Origin of the sequence: Phenylobacterium sp. (genome assembly GCF_036563385.1) — a bacterium.
In the GTDB taxonomy this organism is placed as follows: Bacteria; Pseudomonadota; Alphaproteobacteria; order Caulobacterales; family Caulobacteraceae; genus Phenylobacterium.
This window is the reverse complement of the sequence record NZ_DATCML010000004.1, coordinates 564,675-584,271: the sequence shown is the minus strand read 5'-3', so window position 1 is coordinate 584,271 and position 19,597 is coordinate 564,675. Positions and strand designations below refer to the sequence as shown.

At 70.8% G+C, this 19,597-nt stretch carries 20 protein-coding genes; 10 read left to right on the top strand and 10 right to left on the bottom strand.

Annotated elements, in window-relative coordinates:
* Positions 1–58: 58 nt before the first annotated feature.
* From holA to VIL67_RS03735, 4 genes are all read right to left on the bottom strand, one after another.
* A complete protein-coding gene (gene holA / locus VIL67_RS03750) occupies positions 59–1,111 on the bottom strand; it encodes a DNA polymerase III subunit delta (RefSeq protein ID WP_332047503.1) in 1,053 nt (350 codons plus the stop codon).
* Between the two features lie 10 nt (positions 1,112–1,121).
* Complete coding sequence (gene lptE, locus VIL67_RS03745) at positions 1,122–1,628, bottom strand: LPS assembly lipoprotein LptE (RefSeq protein ID WP_332047502.1); 507 nt, start codon at positions 1,626–1,628, stop codon at positions 1,122–1,124.
* Positions 1,628–4,228: a leucine--tRNA ligase gene (leuS, locus tag VIL67_RS03740; RefSeq protein WP_332047501.1), complete on the bottom strand. Its 2,601-nt coding sequence runs from the start codon at positions 4,226–4,228 to the stop codon at positions 1,628–1,630. Before leuS ends, lptE begins: the two co-directional genes overlap by 1 nt.
* Positions 4,229–4,314: 86 nt before the next feature.
* Complete coding sequence (locus VIL67_RS03735) at positions 4,315–4,779, bottom strand: DUF3576 domain-containing protein (RefSeq protein WP_332047500.1); 465 nt, start codon at positions 4,777–4,779, stop codon at positions 4,315–4,317.
* Between the two features lie 266 nt (positions 4,780–5,045).
* Between VIL67_RS03735 and VIL67_RS03730 the strand changes: the two genes are divergently transcribed.
* Positions 5,046–5,429 (top strand): NtrZ family periplasmic regulatory protein, encoded by a 384-nt coding sequence (locus VIL67_RS03730; RefSeq protein WP_332047499.1) that lies wholly within the window; start codon positions 5,046–5,048, stop codon positions 5,427–5,429.
* Here VIL67_RS03730 and VIL67_RS03725 read toward each other — a convergent pair.
* Positions 5,426–6,022, bottom strand: coding sequence for a thiamine phosphate synthase (locus tag VIL67_RS03725; protein WP_332047498.1), 597 nt, complete (start codon positions 6,020–6,022; stop codon positions 5,426–5,428). The two genes, VIL67_RS03730 and VIL67_RS03725, sit on opposite strands and share 4 nt — an antisense overlap.
* Positions 6,023–6,041: 19 nt before the next feature.
* Here VIL67_RS03725 and VIL67_RS03720 point away from each other — a divergent pair, with 19 nt between their 5' ends.
* On the top strand, positions 6,042–6,719 hold the full coding sequence (locus tag VIL67_RS03720; RefSeq protein WP_332047497.1) for a YggS family pyridoxal phosphate-dependent enzyme: 678 nt from the start codon (positions 6,042–6,044) through the stop codon (positions 6,717–6,719).
* A 7-nt stretch (positions 6,720–6,726) separates the two neighbouring features.
* On the opposite strand, the gene VIL67_RS03715 is transcribed toward VIL67_RS03720, so the two are convergent.
* Entirely contained in the window at positions 6,727–7,236 is a 510-nt protein-coding gene (locus tag VIL67_RS03715; RefSeq protein ID WP_332047496.1) for a L,D-transpeptidase family protein, read from the bottom strand.
* Between the two features lie 56 nt (positions 7,237–7,292).
* Between VIL67_RS03715 and VIL67_RS03710 the strand changes: the two genes are divergently transcribed.
* Positions 7,293–7,976, top strand: a complete 684-nt coding sequence (locus VIL67_RS03710; RefSeq protein WP_332047495.1) for a response regulator transcription factor — start codon at positions 7,293–7,295, stop codon at positions 7,974–7,976.
* A 25-nt stretch (positions 7,977–8,001) separates the two neighbouring features.
* Here the strand turns inward: VIL67_RS03710 and xth are convergent, their stop codons facing one another.
* Together xth and VIL67_RS03700 are read right to left on the bottom strand one after the other, a co-directional pair.
* Positions 8,002–8,808 carry an exodeoxyribonuclease III gene (gene xth, locus VIL67_RS03705; protein ID WP_332047494.1) on the bottom strand — a complete coding sequence of 269 codons (807 nt, stop codon included), beginning with the start codon at positions 8,806–8,808 and terminating at the stop codon, positions 8,002–8,004.
* 230 nt (positions 8,809–9,038) lie between these two features.
* Complete coding sequence (locus VIL67_RS03700) at positions 9,039–9,659, bottom strand: LolA family protein (RefSeq protein WP_332047493.1); 621 nt, start codon at positions 9,657–9,659, stop codon at positions 9,039–9,041.
* Positions 9,660–9,762: 103 nt separating this feature from the next.
* On the opposite strand from VIL67_RS03700, the gene VIL67_RS03695 reads away from it, so the two are divergent.
* Positions 9,763–10,011 (top strand): UvrB/UvrC motif-containing protein, encoded by a 249-nt coding sequence (locus tag VIL67_RS03695; RefSeq protein ID WP_332047492.1) that lies wholly within the window; start codon positions 9,763–9,765, stop codon positions 10,009–10,011.
* Between the two features lie 4 nt (positions 10,012–10,015).
* On the opposite strand, the gene VIL67_RS03690 is transcribed toward VIL67_RS03695, so the two are convergent.
* Positions 10,016–12,442, bottom strand: coding sequence for a DNA translocase FtsK (locus VIL67_RS03690; protein ID WP_332047491.1), 2,427 nt, complete (start codon positions 12,440–12,442; stop codon positions 10,016–10,018).
* Between the two features lie 130 nt (positions 12,443–12,572).
* On the opposite strand from VIL67_RS03690, the gene VIL67_RS03685 reads away from it, so the two are divergent.
* The 5 genes from VIL67_RS03685 to VIL67_RS03665 all read left to right on the top strand — a co-directional run bounded on the left by VIL67_RS03685 (position 12,573) and on the right by VIL67_RS03665 (position 17,676).
* A complete protein-coding gene (locus tag VIL67_RS03685) occupies positions 12,573–12,989 on the top strand; it encodes a hypothetical protein (protein WP_332047490.1) in 417 nt (138 codons plus the stop codon).
* A 49-nt stretch (positions 12,990–13,038) separates the two neighbouring features.
* The gene (locus tag VIL67_RS03680; RefSeq protein WP_332047489.1) at positions 13,039–13,503 is read left to right on the top strand and encodes a hypothetical protein; all 465 of its coding nucleotides are present in this window, start codon (positions 13,039–13,041) and stop codon (positions 13,501–13,503) included.
* Between the two features lie 193 nt (positions 13,504–13,696).
* Positions 13,697–15,613 carry a molecular chaperone DnaK gene (dnaK, locus tag VIL67_RS03675; RefSeq protein ID WP_332047488.1) on the top strand — a complete coding sequence of 639 codons (1,917 nt, stop codon included), beginning with the start codon at positions 13,697–13,699 and terminating at the stop codon, positions 15,611–15,613.
* A gap of 178 nt (positions 15,614–15,791) precedes the next feature.
* Entirely contained in the window at positions 15,792–16,955 is a 1,164-nt protein-coding gene (dnaJ, locus tag VIL67_RS03670) for a molecular chaperone DnaJ (RefSeq protein WP_332047487.1), read from the top strand.
* Positions 16,956–17,031: 76 nt separating this feature from the next.
* Positions 17,032–17,676, top strand: a complete 645-nt coding sequence (locus VIL67_RS03665; protein ID WP_332047486.1) for a response regulator transcription factor — start codon at positions 17,032–17,034, stop codon at positions 17,674–17,676.
* Here the strand turns inward: VIL67_RS03665 and VIL67_RS03660 are convergent.
* The gene (locus VIL67_RS03660) at positions 17,673–18,275 is read right to left on the bottom strand and encodes a GNAT family N-acetyltransferase (protein WP_414696178.1); all 603 of its coding nucleotides are present in this window, start codon (positions 18,273–18,275) and stop codon (positions 17,673–17,675) included. The genes VIL67_RS03665 and VIL67_RS03660 overlap by 4 nt on opposite strands.
* Before the next feature lie 67 nt (positions 18,276–18,342).
* Here VIL67_RS03660 and VIL67_RS03655 point away from each other — a divergent pair, with 67 nt between their 5' ends.
* Positions 18,343–19,590, top strand: a complete 1,248-nt coding sequence (locus VIL67_RS03655) for a hypothetical protein (RefSeq protein WP_332047484.1) — start codon at positions 18,343–18,345, stop codon at positions 19,588–19,590.
* Positions 19,591–19,597 lie beyond the last annotated feature (7 nt).

Here is a 19,597-nt window from a genome sequence, read left to right as displayed (position 1 = left end):
GAAAGCTTAAGGTCTTGGGAGAGCTTCGCCAAACATTGTTGCGGCCCGCGGGCCGAGCCTACAGCCCGAGCCGACGGGCCCGGCCGGCGATGGTGAGCGCCAGGCGCTGGGCGATCAGTTGGTCGGGGGAGCCCGCCGTCTTGCACGCCTTGTCCGCGGCGAGCACCTCGGGCTGGAGTCGGTCAAGCTCATCGAGCGTCCAGCTGCGCGCCTGGCGGAGGAACTCACGCTCCTGCTTCCAGAAGACGCCAGCGGCCTTCGCCGCCTCCGGCAGGCCTGCGCCCGACTTGTGCAGGGTCAAGGCGCGACGCAGGCGCCCGAGATACATGCCGATGGCGCGGACCGCGGCAGGCCCGGCCTCGCCTTCCTGTGCGGCGCGGCGCAGGCCGGCCTGGGCCTCCGCCAGCCGCCCGCCGAACGCGTCGGCCGCGGCGTCGGAGAGGGAGGCCTCGGGCTCCACGCCCAGGAAGTCCTCGAGGTCGGCGGGCGTGGCCGTCGTTCCGCTGCCGGGCCCGAGGTACAGGGCCAGGCGCTCGATTTCGGCGCGTGCGACGCCGCGCTCCTTGGGCAGACGGGCCACGAACAGGGACAGCGCGTCCGGGTTCAGGCTGACCTGGTCCCGCGCCAGGGTCTCCCGGACCAGGCGCGCCACGTCGCCGGGCTCGTCCTCGTAGCAGGGGATGGCGGCCGCGCCGTTGGCCTTCTCGGCGGCCTTGCGGAGCGCCGAGTTGCGGTCGAGGTTGCCCGCCTCGACGATCAGGAACGCGTCGGGGTTCAGCTCGCCGGCGGCGTGACGTACGAGGGCCTCGGCCGCGAGTTTGTCCGGCCCCGCCTTCTCCGTGGTGAGACGCAGGCGCACGAGCCGGCGGCCGCCCATCAGGGACTGAGCGGCCAGCTCACCTTCCAGGCGACCGGCGTCGGCATCCAGATCACCGTCGGTGAGTTGGGCCACATCGAACGGATCGTCGGGATTGTCGACCACCTTGCGGGCCAGCTGGTGTCCGCGGTCGCGCACGACCCCGATGTCGCGGCCATAGATCACCGCGGCCCGGATCGCCGGGTCCGGCTGCCTGAGGAAGCGCTCGATGTCGGGTCGCTTGGAGAGGATCACGGCCGACCCCCTACGACCGGCCCCCGTTGGCCAGCCAGACGGCGAGCTCCAGCTGGATCCGCCGGGCGGCCTCCTCGGCCGCGCGGTCCTGGGCGTCCTGCTGGGCGGCGATGGAGGCGTAGGGCTGGTCGGCGGAGTCGTAGGTCAATTCAACCCGCACCGACCCCGCCTTGGCCGGCGCCCCGGAGGGCAGGCTGACCAAGGCATAGTTGGCGGTCAGCACGTACTCGTAGCGGGTCGCCACGTTGTCGATCCGCACCCCGCGCGGGTACCGCGCCTCGTTCAGCTGCAGGTCCATGCGGTAGGCCGGCGAGGCCGTGTGGTTCTTGGCGAAGGCGTCGTCCAGGTGCTGACGGATCAGGTAGCCCGTGCGGCCCTCCGGCGCGATCACGTCGATCGCGGCCAGGTTCGAGACCACCTGCGGCGCGCCGTACAGCGGCTGGAAGCCGGCGCAGCCGGAAAGGCCGGCGCCGGCGAGCGCCAGGGCGAGGAGGGCGGAGGTCTTGGCTTTGCGCATCAGGCGGCCACGATGTTGACGATGCGGTCCTTCACCACGATGACCTTGCGGATCGTCAGACCCTCAAGGCGCCGTGCGATCTCAGGATCGTCAAGCACGATCTTCTCCACCTCGGAAGGCTCGGCGCCGGCGGGCGCGGAGATCTCGCCCCGGCGCTTGCCGTTCACCTGCACCGGCAGGACCTTCACCGCGTCTTCCGTGAGCGCGGGATCGAATGTCGGCCATTCGGCGTCCACCACCATGCCCTGGCCGCCGATCCGCGACCAGCACTCCTCCGCCAGGTGCGGGACGAACGGCCCGATCAGCCGGGCGAACGCGAGGAGCGCCTCCTGGCGGGCGGCCAACATGGCGGGCGTCGCACCGGCGGCAGGGCTGGACTTCAACAGGTTCAGGAACTCGTAGAGCCGCGCGATGCCGGAGTTGAAGCGGAAGGTGTCGATGGCCTCGGTCACCTGCTTCACCAGCTTGTGGGTGGCCACCCGCAGCGCCTCGGCGCCGGCGTCGCCGGCGACCGCCGCGCCGGCCGGGACCGCCGGCTGGCTGTCGAACTCATCCCACACCCGGTTCACGAACCGCCAGGCGCCCTGGACGCCGGACGTGGACCACTGGGTGTCCCGCTCGGGCGGGCTGTCGGACAGCACGAACAGGCGCGCGGCGTCGACGCCGTAGACGTCGAAGATCTCCTCGGGCGCCACCGTGTTGCGCTTGGACTTCGACATCTTCTCGACGTCGCCGATCACCAGCGGCTCGCCTGTCGACACCATGCGCGCCCGGCGCGTGGCGCCCTCGGCGACCAGCTCCACGTCCCCCGGCTCGACCCACTCGCCCGACTGCCGGCGATAGGTCTCGTGGGTGACCATCCCTTGCGTGAACAGGCCCGCGAACGGCTCACGGACGGACAGCATGCCCTCGTCCGCCAGCGCCTTGGTGACGAAGCGGGCGTAGAGCAGGTGGAGGACCGCGTGTTCGATGCCGCCGATGTACTGGTCCACCGGCAGCCAGTAGTCGCAGGCCGCCTTGTCGATGGGCTCGGCGGCGTCCGGGTTGGCGAAGCGGGCGAAGTACCAGGAGCTGTCGACGAAGGTGTCCAGCGTGTCCGTTTCGCGCTCGGCCGGGCCGCCGCACTGCGGGCAGGTGGTGTGTTTCCAGGTCGGGTGGCGGGCGAGCGCGTTGCCGGGCTTGCCGAACTCCAGGTCGGCGGGCAGCGCCACCGGCAGCTGGTCGCGGGGCAGGGCGACCACGCCGTGCTGCGGGCAATGGACCACCGGGATCGGACAGCCCCAGCCGCGCTGGCGGGCGACGCCCCAGTCGCGCAGGCGGAACACCGTCGCGCCCTGGCCGTCGCCCTGCGCCTCGATGCGATCGATAGCGGCGGACTTGGCGGCCTCCACCTCCAGCCCGTCCAGGAAGTGCGAGTTGAAGATCACGCCCGGGCCCGTGTACGCCTCGGTCGCCTCATCGGCCATGTGGGCGGTGAAGGCTGCGGCGTCTTCCCCCGGCGGCAGGACCACGGCGCGCACGGGCAGGCCGTACTTGCGGGCGAAGTCCAGGTCGCGCTGGTCGTGGGCCGGGCAGCCGAAGATCGCGCCCGTGCCGTAGTCCATCAGGATGAAGTTGGCGATCCAGACCGGCAGCTCCCAGCTCGGGTCGAAGGGATGCTTCACCGTCAGGCCGGTGTCGAAGCCCTTCTTCTCGGCGGTGTCGATCTCGGCCTGGCTGGCGCCGCCCTTCTTGCACTCCTCGATGAAGGCGCGGGCCTCGGCGCTCTTGGCGGCCACCTGCTCGGCCAGGGGGTGATCGGGCGCGATGCCGACAAAGGAGGCGCCGTAGAGGGTGTCCGGGCGGGTGGTGTAGACCTCGACCCCGTCCTCGAAGCCGGTCTCCGGCCCCTGGGCCCACCGCCAGGTCATCCGCAGGCCCTTGGACCGGCCGATCCAATTCTCCTGCATGACCCGGACCTTCTCCGGCCAGCGGTCCAGCTCGGCAAGGTCGTCCGTCAGCTGGTCGGCGTAGTCGGTGATGCGCAGGAACCACTGGTTCAGCTTGCGCTTCTCGACCACCGCGCCGGAGCGCCAGCCGCGGCCGTCGACCACCTGCTCGTTCGCCAGCACGGTCTGGTCCACGGGATCCCAGTTCACCGTGGCCTCGCGGCGATAGACCAGGCCGCGCTTGAACAGCTCCAGGAACCAGGCCTGCTGCTGGCCATAGTATTCCACGTCGCAGGTGGCGAACTCGCGCGACCAGTCGATCGACAGGCCCAGCTGCTTCAGCTCGTCCCGCATCCGGGCGATGTTGTCGTAGGTCCACCCCTTCGGGTCGACGCCGCGCTCCATGGCCGCGTTCTCGGCCGGCAGGCCGAAGGCGTCCCAGCCCATGGGATGCAGCACCGAGAAGCCCCGGGCCCGCTTGAAGCGCGCGATCACGTCGCCCAGCGAGTAGTTGCGCACGTGGCCCATGTGCAGGCGTCCCGACGGGTACGGGAACATCTCCAGCACGTAGTACTTGGGCTTGTTCGGATCGATGACGGCGCGGAACGAGTCCGCTTCGGCCCAGGCCTTACGCCATTTGGGCTCGGTTTCCTTGGGATTGTAACGGGCCATGACGGGCCGCCTTTGGACTGGATGTGGAGGTCCGGTCAACGGCGGATCGCGTCACGCGCCGTCGACTGTCGAAGCTCGCGCGGGGGTTAGCCGCGGATGTTCGAAAGTCGAAGCTGGCGGGCCCGCGTCAGGATGGCGTTCTCGATGTCCGTCTCGGTCTGGGTGGCCGGGGCGGAGTCGACCCAGTTCCCACCGGCGTCGCGGTTCTGCTTGAAGACCGCCACGTTCAGGCCGTCGGCCCGCAGGCGCGCGTCCAGGATGTAGACGGTGGCCTTGAAGCGCTCGTCCGGCTTCTCGGGATTGGTGTACCAGTCGGTGATCACCACGCCGCCGTAAGGGTCGGCCGAGGCCAGCGGCATGAAGGACAGGGTGTCCAGCGTGGCGCGCCACAGATAGCCGTTCACGCCGATGCCCGTCTGGGCGGCGGCGGCTTGGGCCTCCTGGCCGCGGCCGAAGATCCGGGGGGTGCCGCAAGCGGTCAGCCCGACCAGGCTCAGCGCCAGCACGCCCGCCGAAACGCCACGCACCCAAGAACCGCGCACAAACGGCATATGCATCCGCTCCAAATGATATCCGAGCGCTGTCGCAGCGCTACGGCGCCGCCCCGCGCCGCGCCCTCTATAACAACCGGCCTGCCGCCGCCAAACCGAAATCGCGTGGCTCTGCAGACACAGGGCGCCGACGATTCGCACGGCGCGGGACCTTCTGTCACAGTCTTGCGATTGACCCAGGCGGAAGCGGTTCTTTAATCGGCTCTGACACGTCGGCGTCCGTGCAAGCGGGTGCGGACGCGGGGCTCAGGGGCTATATGTTGGGTATGACGGCTCGTCGGATCATGGGGGTGATCGCCACGGCCGCGCTGTTCGGCGCGGGCGCGGGCGCGGCCCATGCCGCCGACAAGAAGATGGACTTCACCGTCCGTCAGGAAGCCGCCTCGCCGATCCAGCCCAACGCCTCCCAAACCATGAAGTGGGACGCCCGCAAGGGCCGCTGGGGCTTGACGCTGAACCTCGAGCAACCGGCGGTTCGCCCGTCGACCCTCAACGACGTCGAGGCGGGCGCCTACTACCGCATCACGCCGTCGATCCGCGTCGGCGGCGCCGTCGCGCTCGGCGAGGAGCAGCTGGCGCCCGGCCCGAAGAAGCCGGAAGCCGCCAAGGGCCAGCCGCGCGTGCGGCTGGAGACCAACTTCAAGTTCTAGGGCTCCGCCAGCCCTTCCACCGCCGCCAAACCGACCAGGCCCGCGTCCTTCAGACGACGGGCCGTTTTGTTGTTGATCCCGCCTAGCGCGTAGATGCGCCCGCCGGCCGCGCGGGCGAGCTGGGCCATCCTGATCGGCCCGAGCGGACGCCCGGCCGAGGCGCTGTTGCTGGAAAAGGCGACGGAGACCACCGCAGCGTGAGCGCCGCAGGCATGAGCGCGGCGCGCCGCCGAGAGCGAATGGGCGGCGGCGGTGACCAGCCACCCCGGATGCGCCGTCCTGAGCGCCCGCGCCCGATGGACCAGCCGCTCCGGCAGGTGGACCCCATCCGCGCCGATCCGCGCCGCCAGGGCCGGGTCGGCGCCGACCAACAGCTTCAGGCGTCTTGTCTTGGCGACCGCCAGCAGCCGGCGGCCGCGCGCCTCGGCGTCCGGCGCGCCGAACGCCCGGAACACGATGGCCGAACCGGCTGGCAAGGTGCGGGCGACCGCCTCGGGGTCCGGCGTCCGCACCGGGTCGGTGAAGAACAGCAGCGGGGGCAGGGCCTTCCGCGCGGCCGCGCGCCGGCTTAAGAGGCCAGCCGTCCGCCGCAAGGTCCAGAACCCAACCGTAATGACCGCCCCTCCGCCAGATCCCGCCCAGGCCTACCGGGACGTGGTGGCCCGGATCGCCGCCGCCGCGCAAGCCTGCGGGCGCGATCCGGCGGACGTGACCCTGGTGGCCGTCTCGAAGCAACAGCCCTGGGAGGCGGTTGAGCCTGTGCTCGAGGCCGGCCAACGGGTGTTCGGCGAGAACCGGGTGCAGGAGGCCATGGCCCGCTGGGAGAACCGGGCCGACGGCCTGCGACTGCATCTGATCGGTCCCTTGCAGACCAACAAGGCGAAGGAGGCGGTGGGCTTCTTCGACGTGATCGAGACCCTGGACCGCGAGAAGCTCGCGCGCGTGCTCGCCGAGGAAATCCAGCGGCAGGGCCGCGCGCCCCGGCTCTACGTCCAGGTCAACACCGGCGAGGAGCCGCAGAAGGCCGGCGTGATTCCCGCGGAGGCCGACGCCTTCATCGCGAGCTGCCGCGGAGCCTTCGGCCTGCAGCCGGAGGGCCTGATGTGCATCCCGCCGGTGGACGAGCCGCCCGGCCCGCACTTCGCCCTGCTGCGCAAGATCGCCGAGCGCAACGGCCTTCAGAAGCTCTCCATGGGCATGAGCGACGACTTCGAGACGGCGATCCGCTTCGGCGCCACGTCGGTCCGCGTCGGCTCGGCGGTGTTCGGGGTGAGGCCGCCGACCGCCTAGGCGACCGCTACAACCGGATCTCCACCGCGTCCCCCGGCTTCGCCGCTGCCAGGAACGCAGCCATGTCCTCAGGCGCCACGGCGACGCAGCCCTCGGTGGGCAGGTAGCCGGGCTTGCGCAGGTGCAGGAAGATGCACGAGCCCATGGCGTCCTCCACCGGATCGTCGTTGTGACCCAGCACCACAACCACGTCGTAGACGTCGTCTTCGTCGCGCCACATGCGTTCGGCGCTGGCCGGGTAGGGCAGGGTGACGGGGCGGTTGTAGGCCGGGTCTCCCGGCGCGTCGCACCAGCCGTCCGCCTTCGCAATGGCGGCCATGGGCAGTTCGGTCTGGGGCGGAGGCCCCTTGTCCGGCCGGTAGAGCACCTTGCGGATCGGCCACACGCCCGCGGGGGAATATCCGTCGCCCTCCCGCTTGTCGGCGGCCGGCGTGACGCCCGACCGGCCTAGGGCGCAGCGCACCCGGCGGCCGTCGCCGAGATCGAGGAACCCGTCAGGCGTGGCGGTGAAGATCACGTCGGCTCCGGAAATGTTTTTGCCCCTGGCCCTCTTTACGGTGCATGGTCTTGACCATGCCTCAACGCAAGACCCTCCTCATCGTCGACGATGACGCGGACCTGCGCGGCGCGGTCGCCGAACAGCTCCAGGCCGAAGACTTCACCACCGTGGAAGCCGACACCGCCGGCCAGGGCGTCGCCCTGGCGGTCGAACGGCGGCCCGACCTGGTCCTCCTCGACGTGGACCTGCCCGACATGGACGGCCGCGAGGCCTGCCGGCAGATGCGTCAGAAGGGCGTCGCCGCCCCGGTGATCATGCTCACCGCCGCGGCCGCCGACGAGGACACCGTCATGGGGCTCGACGCCGGGGCCAACGACTATGTCACCAAGCCGTACAAGTTCGCCGTCCTCCTGGCCCGCATCCGCGCCCAACTGCGCAGCGCCGAACATTCCGAGGGCGCGGTGTTCCGGCTGGGGGCCTACGAGTTCCGCCCGGCCGCCAAGCTCCTGATCGACGATAGCCAGAAGAAGATCCGGCTGACCGAGAAGGAGACCAACATCCTCAAGTACCTCTACCGCGCCGGCGAGAAGCCGGTGTCGCGCGAGGAGCTGCTGGCCGAGGTGTGGGGCTACAACGCGGGCGTCACCACCCACACGCTGGAGACCCACGTCTACCGCCTGCGCCAGAAGATCGAGCCCGATCCCGCGAACGCGAAGCTGCTGCTCACCGAGGCGGGCGGCTACAAGCTGGCGCCCTAGAAGCCGTCGCCGCCGGGGAGGGTTTCTACAGCACCAGGTCCGCGGTGACCGGCGCGTGGTCGCTGGGCCGTTCCCAGGCGCGGACGTCGTCATGCACGCGGCTGGCGCACGAGCCGAGGCGGAAGGCGGCGTCGCGCAGCCCGGGGCTGACCAGGATGTGGTCCAGCCTCAGGCCGCGGTTCGAGGCGCGGAAGTCCTGCGCCCGATAGCTCCACCACGAGGCCATCTTCTCGGGCTCCGGCGTCGTCTCGCGCGGCAGGTCGATGAAGTTCAGCGACGCCTTCAGCTTGCCGAAGGCCTCCACCTCCACCGGGGTGTGGCTGACGATCTTCGACATGTACTTGTGGTTCCAGACGTCGAACTCGCCGGGCGCCACGTTCAGGTCGCCGACGATGGCGAGGGGCGCCTTGGGGTCGCGCTTGGCCAGTTCGGCGGTGAGCTTCTCGTAGAAGTCCAGCTTGTGGTCGAACTTCGGGTTCTGCTCCCGGTCCGGCACGTCCCCGCCCGCCGGGATGTAGAAGTTGTGGATCTCGATCCCGGCGACACTGGCGCCGACGCAGCGCGCATGCCCCTCGCGGCAGACATCGAGCGGGGCTGCGGCGTCGAGCGGGATGCGGGATGCGATCGCCACCCCGTGCCAACCCTTCTGGCCGGCGATCCTCAGGTGCGGCAGGCCCATCTCCACGAAGGCCGCGCGCGGAAACTCGCCCTCGCGGCACTTGATCTCCTGCAGGCACAGCACGTCCGGATCATGCTCGCGGACGAAGCGGGCGACCTGCTCGTGGCGCAGGCGCACGGAGTTGACGTTCCAGGTGCAGATCCGAAGGCGCATGGCCGCTCCATAGACCGGTCGGACGCCCCGGGCCAACGCGGCAAAGAAACGCCCGGGCTCTGGAAGAGCGCCGGGCGTTGCAGTGGTCTCTCATGCCGCCGCCGGGAGGGGATAGGTTCCGGCACGGACCCGGACGCGCGAGCCTCGCGCTTCCGACGTAGTGTCATTATGGCCACGCCTCCGGAAAACTTCAACCCATCAAAGGATAAACCTTGCCTGTGTCGCGGCGGTTACGCCCGGGCCCGGTAGGGGTTCTTCAGCACGAACAGGTCGCCGCCGAGGCCGGAGGCGCGCTGCAGGCCCTGCAGCTGCACCCGCGTGGAGCGGCCCTGGGCGTCCACCACGGTCCAGCCGGCGAGCGCCAGCGGGGCGTCGGTGAAGGTCAGGGTGATCTGGCCGGCGGTCTTGCGGCTCCCGTCGCGCGCCGTGATCGCGAAGCCGCCCTGCATGCGCGAGACGCGGGTGACGGTCACGCCGCGATCCAGCCGAATGTTGCGGGCCAGGAACAGCGAAAGGGGCGTGGATTGCAGCGGGTACCGGTCGAAGGTCTTGAGGCGGCTGTCCTGCACGGCGACGTTGCCGCCGTCCGAGACCACCAGCAGGCCCGACGGGGGATCGTAGGCGAACCGCGCCTTGCCGGGTCGCTTGATGAAGACCGTCCCGCTGGACCGTGCGCCGCGGGCGTCGGTCTGCACGAAACGCGCCTTGGCCTCGGTCAGGCCCTCGAGGTAGGCGACAGCGCGGTCCACCAGCGCCTTGTCGGCGGGGGCCAGCGCCTGGGCGGCGGCCTGCGTGGTCGCCAGCGGCGCGACGGCCAGGGCGAGCGCGAGGGTGCGGCGGGTGAGGCTCATCTTGGGCTCCGACATGGGTTCAGACTAACCCGGACGGGGGGCGCCATTAGGGCGCGAACATGTCGGGCGGCAACGCCCAAGCTTTGCGGCGCGTTCCAGCCCCATGATCGAGGATCTCGAGGCCCGGTTGAGGAAGGCTGTCGCGGAGGAGGACTTCGAGACCGCCATCCTGCTGCGCGACGCCATCGACCGCATGAAGCGAGGCGACAGCGGCATTCAGGTGCAGCAGCCGGGCCGCATGGGCCTCGGCTCCAGCCAGGAACGCTACGCCACTGAAGGCGCCAAGCCGCCGCCCAAGAAGCCCGACCCCATGACCAAGGGCCACAAGCCGGGCGGGCGACGGCGCGGCTGAGGCGTCAGGGCGGCGGGGCCACCAGGATCTCGCGCTTGCCGGCGTGGTTGGCGGGACCCACCACCCCCTCCTGCTCCATCCGCTCGATGAGCGAGGCGGCGCGGTTGTAGCCGATCTGCAGGCGGCGCTGGACGTAGCTGGTCGAGGCCTTGCCGTCGCGGGTGACGATGGCCACGGCACGGTCGTAGAGGTCGTTGGCGTCGCCGGTGTCGCCGCCGAAGCCCAGGTTCGGCCCCTCGTCCCCCTCCTCGTCGCCGCCGGCGGTGACCTCTTCCAGGTACTGCGGCTGGCCCTGTTCGCGCAGGAACTTGGCCACCGCCTCCACCTCGCCGTCGGAAACGAACGGGCCGTGCAGGCGCGTGATGCGGCCGCCGCCGGCCATGTAGAGCTGGTCGCCCTGGCCCAGCAGCTGCTCGGCGCCCTGCTCGCCCAGGATGGTGCGGCTGTCGATCTTCGAGGTGACCTGGAAGCTGATCCGGGTCGGGAAGTTCGCCTTGATCGTGCCGGTGATGACGTCCACCGACGGCCGCTGGGTGGCCATGATCACGTGGATGCCGGCGGCCCGGGCCATCTGCGCCAGACGCTGGACGGCGCCTTCGATGTCCTTGCCCGCGACCATCATCAGGTCGGCCACCTCGTCGATGATCACGACCAGGTAGGGCATGGGCTCGGGCAGGATCTTCTCGCTCTCGTACATCGGCCGCCCGGCCTCGTCGAAGCCGGTCTGGACCGTGCGCTCGAAGTGCTCGCCCTTGGCCAGGGCCTCCTTGGCGCGCTCGTTGTACGAGGCGACGTTGCGGACGCCGATCTTCGACATACGGCGGTAGCGGTCCTCCATCTCCCGGACCGCCCACTTCAGGGCGACGATGGCCTTCTTGGGCTCGGTCACCACCGGCGCGAGCAGGTGCGGGATGCCGTCGTAGACGCTGAGCTCCAGCATCTTCGGGTCGATCATGATCATCCGGCACTGCTCGGGCGGCAGCTTGTAGAGGATCGACAGGATCATGGCGTTCACGCCCACCGACTTGCCCGAACCGGTGGTGCCGGCGATCAGCAGGTGGGGCATCTTGGCCAGGTCGGCGATGTAGGGCTCGCCGCCGATCGTCTCGCCGAGCGCCATCGGCAGGGTCTGGCCGCCGCGCTCGTACTCCGGCGCCGCCAGCAGGTCGCGCAGGTAGACGGTCTCGCGCTTGGAGTTCGGCAGCTCGATGCCGATGGCGTTGCGCCCCGGCACCACGGAGACGCGACAGGCCGCGACGCTCATGGACCGGGCGATGTCATCGGCCAGGGCCACCACGCGCGCCGATTTCACCCCGGCGGCCGGCACCAGCTCATAGAGGGTGACCACCGGGCCCGGGCGGATCTGGTCCACCGAGCCGCGCACGCCGAACTCGGCCAGCACGTTCTCCAGCAGCTGGGCGTTCTGGCGCAGGGCGCCCTCGTCGAACTGGGCCGCGCGCGGCTTGGGCTTCGCCAGCATCGACAGCTCGGGCAGGCGGAACCCGCCCGTCTGGGCGAAGTCGAAGGTGGCCTGCGCCTCGCGCTGCTCGCGCACGCTTTCTTTCAGCGCCGGCTTGGGCGCGCGCACCTTCAGCTGCCGCGCCGGGGCCGGCATGGCGTCGTCGTCGTCGGTTTCGAAATCCTGGTCATCGGCGTCCATGGCCGGCGTCGACGCCGCCGTGTCCAGGGCGCTCGCCGGAATGCCCGTCTCACGCAGTTTGCTTCGCTTCGGAGGCTTCGGCGCCTTTTCAGCCTTGGGCGCCTTTTCCGGCTTCGCCACCTTCAAGGCGATCTTCGGCTGCGGCTGCAGCGCCGCCTGCAGCCATTCGCCCGCGCCCCGGAGGTCGCGGCGGGTGAGGCCGACGCCGTACCCCAGGGCGACGAGGGCGCCGGCCGCGAACAGGAGGCCTGCGACCGGCTGGGCCAGCGGGATGTGCGCCCAGGCCATCAGACCCGCGAGGGCGTGCAGCAGCCCGTCTCCCCAGAAGCCGCCCAGCCCCTTGGCCAGCGGCCAGGCCGCCGGCGGGGCCGGCAGGGCCAGGGCGGCGGCCAACGCCAGCACGCCGGCGGCGCCGACGGCGGCGCGCAGGCGGATGTGGCCCCGCGTCTGATCCGGCTCGGCGGCGGTGACCCGCGAAAGACCCAACACGACCATAAGCAGCGCGGCCAGGGCGCAGGCGAGGCCCAGGGACTGCACGCCCAGGTCCGCCACAACCGCCCCGACGCCGCCCAGGGCGTTCTTCGGCTCCGCCGCCGTGGCGGCGTTCAGGCTGGGATCGGCGGCGTTGTAGGTGGCGAAGGCCACCGCCGCGGCGACGCCCGCCGCCGCCGTGAACCCGCCGCGCAGGCGCGCGGTCGAAGGGTGCGACCAGGCCAGCCCGGCGATGTGCCAGAAGAGCTCCATGCCCGTCTTACGCGCCGCCCGCGCCATGCCGTCCCTCTGCCTCAGGTTGATCGAGGGCCATCTTTGGGGCCGACGGGGTTAACGGGCGTTTACCCTGCAGGCCTTGCGGCGCGATGGCGCTTCCGCCGTCGCGCGCGCCGCATTAGGGTCCCGCGCCATGAACTGGACCATGCCCCGCCCCGTGCTGAAGGTCGTCGCCGCGGTCATCGGCGTGATCGCGCTCGGCTCCTTCAGCCTTGGCGTCGCGACGGCGCCGGCGCGCGGCCGGCTGCCGGGAGAGCGCGCCGAGGGCGGCGCGGCGGTGGTGCAGGCCGTCGAGGCGACGCCGCTCAGCCAGGAGCGGATCGAGGGCCCGCCGCCGCCGCCGGAGCCGACGCCTGAGGAGCTGGCTAAGCTTGAGGCCGAGAAGAAGGCCAAGGAGGCGGCCGCCGCCGCGGCGAAGCTCGCCGCCGAGCAGAACCCGGCGCCCAAGGCCGACGCCGGAGCCCAGGTCCCGGCGCCGGACCGGGTCGGGGACCTGCTGGCCAGTCCGCCGCCGCAGCCTCCGCCCCCCGCCGAGGACCCGCCGTTCTGAGACACGGCGGCCGCGGCGTCCTTCCGCGCCCCCTGAGCGTTGAAGGCGCATGGCGCGCTTCGGTCTCAGTGTTCGCCCCCTCACCCCCGGAGAGCGGGAGCTGGCGCGCGAGATGTTCGGCGCGGGCATCGATCCGGAGCGGGTGCGGATCGCCACCATTCCGTTCTGGAACCGAGCTTTCGTGGCCGGGCCTCGCCTGATCGTCTGGCCGGCGGGCCACTTGCCGGAGGATTTCAGCCGCGCCTCGCTTGGGCAGCAGGCGGTCTTCGTGCATGAACTCACCCACGTCTGGCAGGCGCAGAACGGCGTCACGCTGCTGCTCGCCAAGCTGCGGGCCGGCGACAGCCAGGCGAGCTACGCCTACGACCTGGCTGGCGTCTCGGACTTCGCGCGGCTGAACATCGAGCAGCAGGCGATGGTGGTCCAGCACGCCTTCCTGGCCGCCCGCGGCGGCCGGACTCCCCATCCGGCCGAGCTATATGCAAACGTGAAGTCCGTGCTGCGGCGAGGGTGACGCCATGTCCCTGAGGTCATTGGGGACATTCGCCCTTGCAGGCTTGGCGATTTTTCCCATATCGGCTGGCGACGCGAGGCTTCCCTCCCGGGAAACTTCGCGGAGATTGATCGACCGGGGGCGTCGCAACCGAGGCGCTTCTTTCGAAGGCCAACCCGCGGCGTCCGCCAACTAGGAGCGAGCAAGACTCTCAATGAGCAAGATCATCGGCATCGACCTCGGCACCACGAACTCGTGCGTCGCCATCATGGACGGCAAGACGCCGAAAGTGATCGAGAACGCCGAAGGCGCGCGGACCACCCCCTCGGTGGTGGCCTTCCTGGAGGACGCCGAGCGTCTGGTGGGCCAGCCGGCCAAGCGCCAGGCGGTCACGAACCCCTCGAACACCTTCTTCGCCATCAAGCGCCTGATCGGCCGCCAGTTCTCCGACCCGATGGTCGAGAAGGACAAGGGGATGGTGCCCTATGACATCGTCAGGGGCCCGAACGGCGACGCCTGGGTGCGCGCCCACGGCAAGGACTATTCGCCCCAGCAGATCTCCGCCTTCATCCTGCAGAAGATGAAGGAAGCCGCCGAGCAGCACCTCGGCGAGAAGGTCGAAAAGGCGGTCATCACCGTCCCGGCCTACTTCAACGACGCCCAGCGCCAGGCCACCAAGGACGCGGGCAAGATCGCCGGCCTGGAAGTCCTGCGCATCATCAACGAGCCCACCGCGGCGGCGCTCGCCTACGGCCTTGAGAAGAACGACGGCAAGAAGATCGCCGTCTACGACCTCGGCGGCGGCACCTTCGACGTGTCGATCCTGGAGATCGGCGACGGCGTCTTCGAGGTGAAGTCCACCAACGGCGACACCTTCCTGGGCGGCGAGGACTTCGACCTGCGGATCGTCGACTACCTGGCGGACGAGTTCAAGAAGGAGCAGGGCGTCGACCTGCGGAAGGACAAGCTCGCCCTCCAGCGGCTGAAGGAAGAAGCCGAGAAGGCCAAGAAGGAGCTGTCGAGCGTCGCCCAGTACGAGGTGAACCTTCCCTTCATCTCGATGAACGCCTCGGGCCCGCTGCACCTCAACATCAAGCTGTCGCGCGCCAAGCTCGAAGCCCTGGTGGAAGACCTGATCAACCGCACGATCGGGCCTTGCGAGAACGCGCTGAAGGACGCCGGCCTGAAGAAGTCCGACATCGACGAGGTGATCCTGGTCGGCGGCATGACCCGCATGCCCAAGGTCGTCGAGGTGGTGAAGGAGTTCTTCGGCCGCGAGCCCCACAAGGGCGTGAACCCCGACGAGGTCGTGGCGCTGGGCGCCGCGGTCCAGGCGGGCGTGCTGCAGGGCGACGTCAAGGACGTGCTGCTGCTGGACGTGACCCCGCTGACCCTGGGCATCGAGACCCTGGGCGGCGTGTTCACCCCGCTGATCGAGCGCAACACGACCATTCCGACCAAGCGCAGCCAGACCTTCTCCACGGCCGATGACAATCAGTCGGCCGTGACCATCCGGGTCTTCCAGGGCGAGCGCCCGATGGCGGCGGACAACAAGATGCTCGGCCAGTTCGACCTGGTGGGCATCCCGCCGGCGCCGCGCGGCGTGCCGCAGATCGAGGTCACCTTCGACATCGACGCCAACGGCATCGTCAACGTCTCGGCCCGGGACAAGGCGACGGCCAAGGAACAGTCGATCCGCATCCAGGCCAACGGCGGCCTCTCGGACAGCGACATCGACGCCATGGTGAAGGAGGCGGAGGCCAACCGCGCCGCCGACGAGAAGCGCAAGGGCCTGGTCGACGCCAAGAACCAGGCCGACTCCGCGGTGCACGCCGCCGAGAAGGCGCTGAAGGAACATGGCGACAAGGTGGGCGAAGCCGATCGGACCGCCATCCAGACGGCGCTCGACGAGCTGAAGTCGACCATGGAAGGCGATGACGCCGAAGCCATCGCGACCAAGACCCAGGCCCTGATCCAGGCTTCGATGAAGCTTGGCGAGGCCATGTACAAGGCCCAGCAGGACGGCGGCGACGATGTCGGCGGCGGCCAGCAGCAAGCCTCGGACGCGGCCGGCGACGACGTCGTGGACGCCGAGTTCGAGGAAGTGGACGACCAGAAGAAGTCGGCGTGACATCGCGCCCCATGGCGACCCCGAGCCTCGGATGCGAAGGGTTCGTCATTGGGGACGTCGCCGCCGCTTCTGCTGCACGACAGGGGACCCCCGCCCGCTCGGCGTCGAGCCTTGCAGTCGGGCGGGGGTCATCCCACCTCCCTCCTAACAGTTTGATAATTGAGCGCCTGAGCCTCTGATGCGGGACTATTACGAGATCCTGGGCGTCGAGCGCGGCTGCGACGCGGCGGCCCTGAAGTCCGCCTTCCGCAAGCTCGCCATGGAGCACCACCCCGACCGCAACGGCGGGTGCGAGGAGGCTGCGGCCCGGTTCAAGGAACTCAACGAAGCCTATTCGGTGCTGTCGGACCCGCAGAAGCGGGCGGCCTACGACCGCTTCGGCCACGCCGGTGTGAACGGCGGGGGCATGGGCGGCGGGCCGGGCGGCGCCCAGTTCCACGACGTTCACGACATCTTCAACGAGGTGTTCGGCGACGTCTTCGGCGACATGTTCGGCGGCCGCGGCCGCGGACCCCAGAGCCGCGGCCCGGCGCGCGGCCAGGACCTTCGCTACGACCTGGAGATCAGCCTCGAGCAGGCCTACGCCGGCGCCGAGGTGGAGATCACCGTGCCCGCGGCCATGACCTGCGAGACCTGCGAAGGCTCCGGGGCGAAGCCCGGAACCAGCCCGACCACCTGCACCGGCTGCGGCGGCGCCGGTCGTGTGCGCGCCACGCAGGGCTTCTTCTCGATCGAACGCGCGTGCCCCCGCTGCGGCGGCTCAGGGCGCATGATCCTGGACCCCTGCTCGGACTGCCGCGGCCAGGGGCAGGTGCGGCGCGAGCGCACGCTCTCCGTTCGCATTCCGGCCGGCGTCGACGACGGGGCGCGGATCCGCCTCGCCGGCGAAGGCGACGGCGGCGCGCGGGGCGGACCCCGCGGCGACCTCTACATCTTCCTGTCGGTTCGCCCGCACGAGCTCTTCGAGCGCGACGGGCTGGACCTGCTCTGCACCGTGCCGGTGCCCATGGCGGTCGCCGCCCTGGGCGGTGAGATCGAGGCGCCTTGCCTGCTGGGCGGCGAAGCCTGCGACGGCGAGTGCAGGCTGACCGTCAAGGTGCCCGAAGGCGCCCAGACCGGCCGCACGGTCCGGGTGAAGGGGCGTGGCATGCCGTCGTTGCGGTCTCGCGAGCGCGGCGACCTGGTGGTCGAGCTGTTCGTGGAGACCCCCACCCGGCTGACCGCCCGGCAGAAGGAGCTGCTGCGCGAGTTCGCCGGCAGCTGCTCCGAACAGCAGCATCCCAAGCAGGCCAGCTTCCTCGGCAAGGCCAAGCGCTTCTGGGATGAAGTCACCGGCGCCTGACGTTTGACCCTCGGGGGCTGGCGCCCATCGCCGCCCGCGTCCAAGATCGCTCGCCTGAGGGTTGAGAGCTGGCGTGATGCGTAACACGAGTGCCGGGCGGCGGGTCCATGTCGTGGACGACGACGAGATCCTGCGCGACACGGTGGCCCTGACGCTGGAAGGGGCGGGGTACGTCGTTCATCCCCACACCGACGGCGCCGCCTTCCTGGCCGCCCTGGATCCCGCGGAACCGGCCTGCGTGCTGCTGGACATGCACATGCCCGGGCTCAGCGGCGTAGAGGTGCAGGAGGCCTTCAAGGGCCGCGGGTTCGAATGGCCGGTGGTCGTGCTGACCGCCGCCAATGAGGTGCGGCTTGCGGTGGAAAGCATGAAGCAGGGCGCGTTCGAGTTCCTCCAGAAACCGATCGAGCCCGAGGCCCTGCTCGCGGTGCTGGGGGACGCCTTCGAGCGCCTGGAAGCCGCCAACGAAGACGCCGCCCGGCGCGCCGAAGCTGTCGCCAAGGTGGGCTCTCTGTCGACCCGCGAACGCGAGGTCCTGCAGGGCCTGCTGGCCGGCATGGCGTCGAAAGTCATCGCCCACGAACTCGACCTCAGCGTGCGCACCGTGGAGATCTACCGGGGCAAGATGATGGACAAGCTCGGCGTCCGCAGCGTCTCGGCCGCCGTTCGACTGGCGCTCGCCGCAGGGGTTGCGCCCCTGGCCGAGCAGGACCCGACCTAAGCGCTGCGCCGGGTCCGCCACCACTGCGCGCGGCTCTGGCCCCACACGTCCACGGCAAGGTTGAGGGGCGCGGGAAGCACCGCCTGGCGCAGGATCTCCGAGCCCAGGCGTCGGGCGACGGCGGTGGAGTTCACATTGGCGGGCTCAATGGTGTGGATGACCTCCTCCCAGCCAAGGACGTCGAACGCCCAGTCGATCGCCGCAGCGGCGCCCTCGGTGGCGTAGCCCTTGCCCCAGGCGTCGCGGACCAATCCCCAGCCCACTTCGGTGCCGGGCCAACCCTCGGGCTGCCATGGTCCCAGCCGGCCCACCCAGCGGCCCGTAGCCTTCTCGATCACCGAGAACATGGAAAAGCCGCGCACCGTCCACGCGCCCGTCATGGTGCAGATCTGCCGCCAGGCAAGCGGCGGGGGTTGGGCGCAGCCGAGGAAGCGCTGGGCCTCGGCGTCGGCCAGGAAGTCCATCCACGGCGCCACGTCCTCGGCGGTCGGCGGCCGGAGAATGAGGCGATCTGTCTCAAGCCGGGGCGATGGTGGATTCAAGGATCTGGCCTCATTGTAGCGGCGGGAGAGAGGTCGGGGCGAAGGGGCTTGTAGCACAGCCGTGGGCGCGGCTGCGCGGCCTGGCGCCCTGGCCTTCGAGGGGTGGACCTCAGACGGTGGCCCCATGACGCGAGATACGTCCAACGAGCACAACACGCCGCCCCTCGTCGCCTCCGGCGGCGGGCTGGGTAAGCCGATGCTGCTCGCCGGCGTCGTGGGCGCCTGTGCGCTCGGGGTCGGAGCCGGGCTGTGGGCGCGCCCCCACGAGGCGGAGCGCCGCGCCACTGCGCCTGTCGCGGCGAAGGTCGCCGAAGCCCCGAAGACGTCGCGCACTCTGGAGATCGTGGTCGAGGACGGGCCGGCCCCGCTCGGCGCGCCGATCGAGGTGCTGCCCGCTGTGACCGGCCGCGTCCAGGGGCCGACGATCCTGGCCCCTGCGGTCCCGCCGTCGGCCGAGCGGGCGCCGCTTGCGCCCACCCGCCCGCCGGTCGGCCTGGTGCGGGTCCAGGCGGTGGCGCCGGCGGAGGTCGAGCCTGCTGCGGCTCCGGCTCCGGCTCCGGCCGCTTCGCCAGCGCGGGCGGAATCGAAGCCCGCCCGGCCGCCGACCCGGGTCGCGCGCTCCGAAGCAGCGGCGAAGCCGAAGCCTGCGACCGCTGAGCGGGCTCAGCCAAGCGAGCGGTCGGCCAAGGTCGCCCCTGCCCGCCGGGCGAAGGTCGCGCCCGAGCGGGCGCTTGCCAAGGCCGATCCGCCGCGCCGGACAAAGGCGGCCAAGGCGGAGAAGCCGGTCAAGCTGGCGAAGGCCGAGGTGAAGCCCGAAAAGACGAAGAAGACGGCGGACACGACCAAGACGGCCCGGAAAGCGCCCAGCCGGATTTCGCGGGCGCTCGCGAAGGTGGCGCCGAAAAAGGTGCAGCAGGCCGCCACGGCCTCCAAGGTGCGGCTGGCCGAAGTCCCCAAGCCGAAGGCGGAGAAGCCCAAGGCGCGAGCCGCGAAGACCCGGGTGGAGAAGGCGGCCCTCAGGAAGCCGGTCAGGCCGGTGGCGGCGACGCCGAAGCCTGCCCCCAAGCTGCCGAAGCCGACCAGGGACAACCCCGTCCGCAAGGCCTCGAACCGCTGCGCCTCGCAAGATCCCGGCGCGGCCCTGGTCTGCGCCGACCCGCGGCTCGGCGCCGCCGACCGCCAACTGACCCGCGCCTACCAGCAGGCGGAGGCGGCCGGCGTCTCGGCCGCCCAGCTGGCCCGCCAGCAGCAGCGATGGCTCGCGGCGCGGGCGCAGGCGGCGCGCGAGGCGCCCTGGGCGGTGCGTGACGTCTACGAGGCGCGGATCGCCGAGCTGGACGACCAGACCCGCGACGCACGGCGCGAGTTCTAGCGCCCCG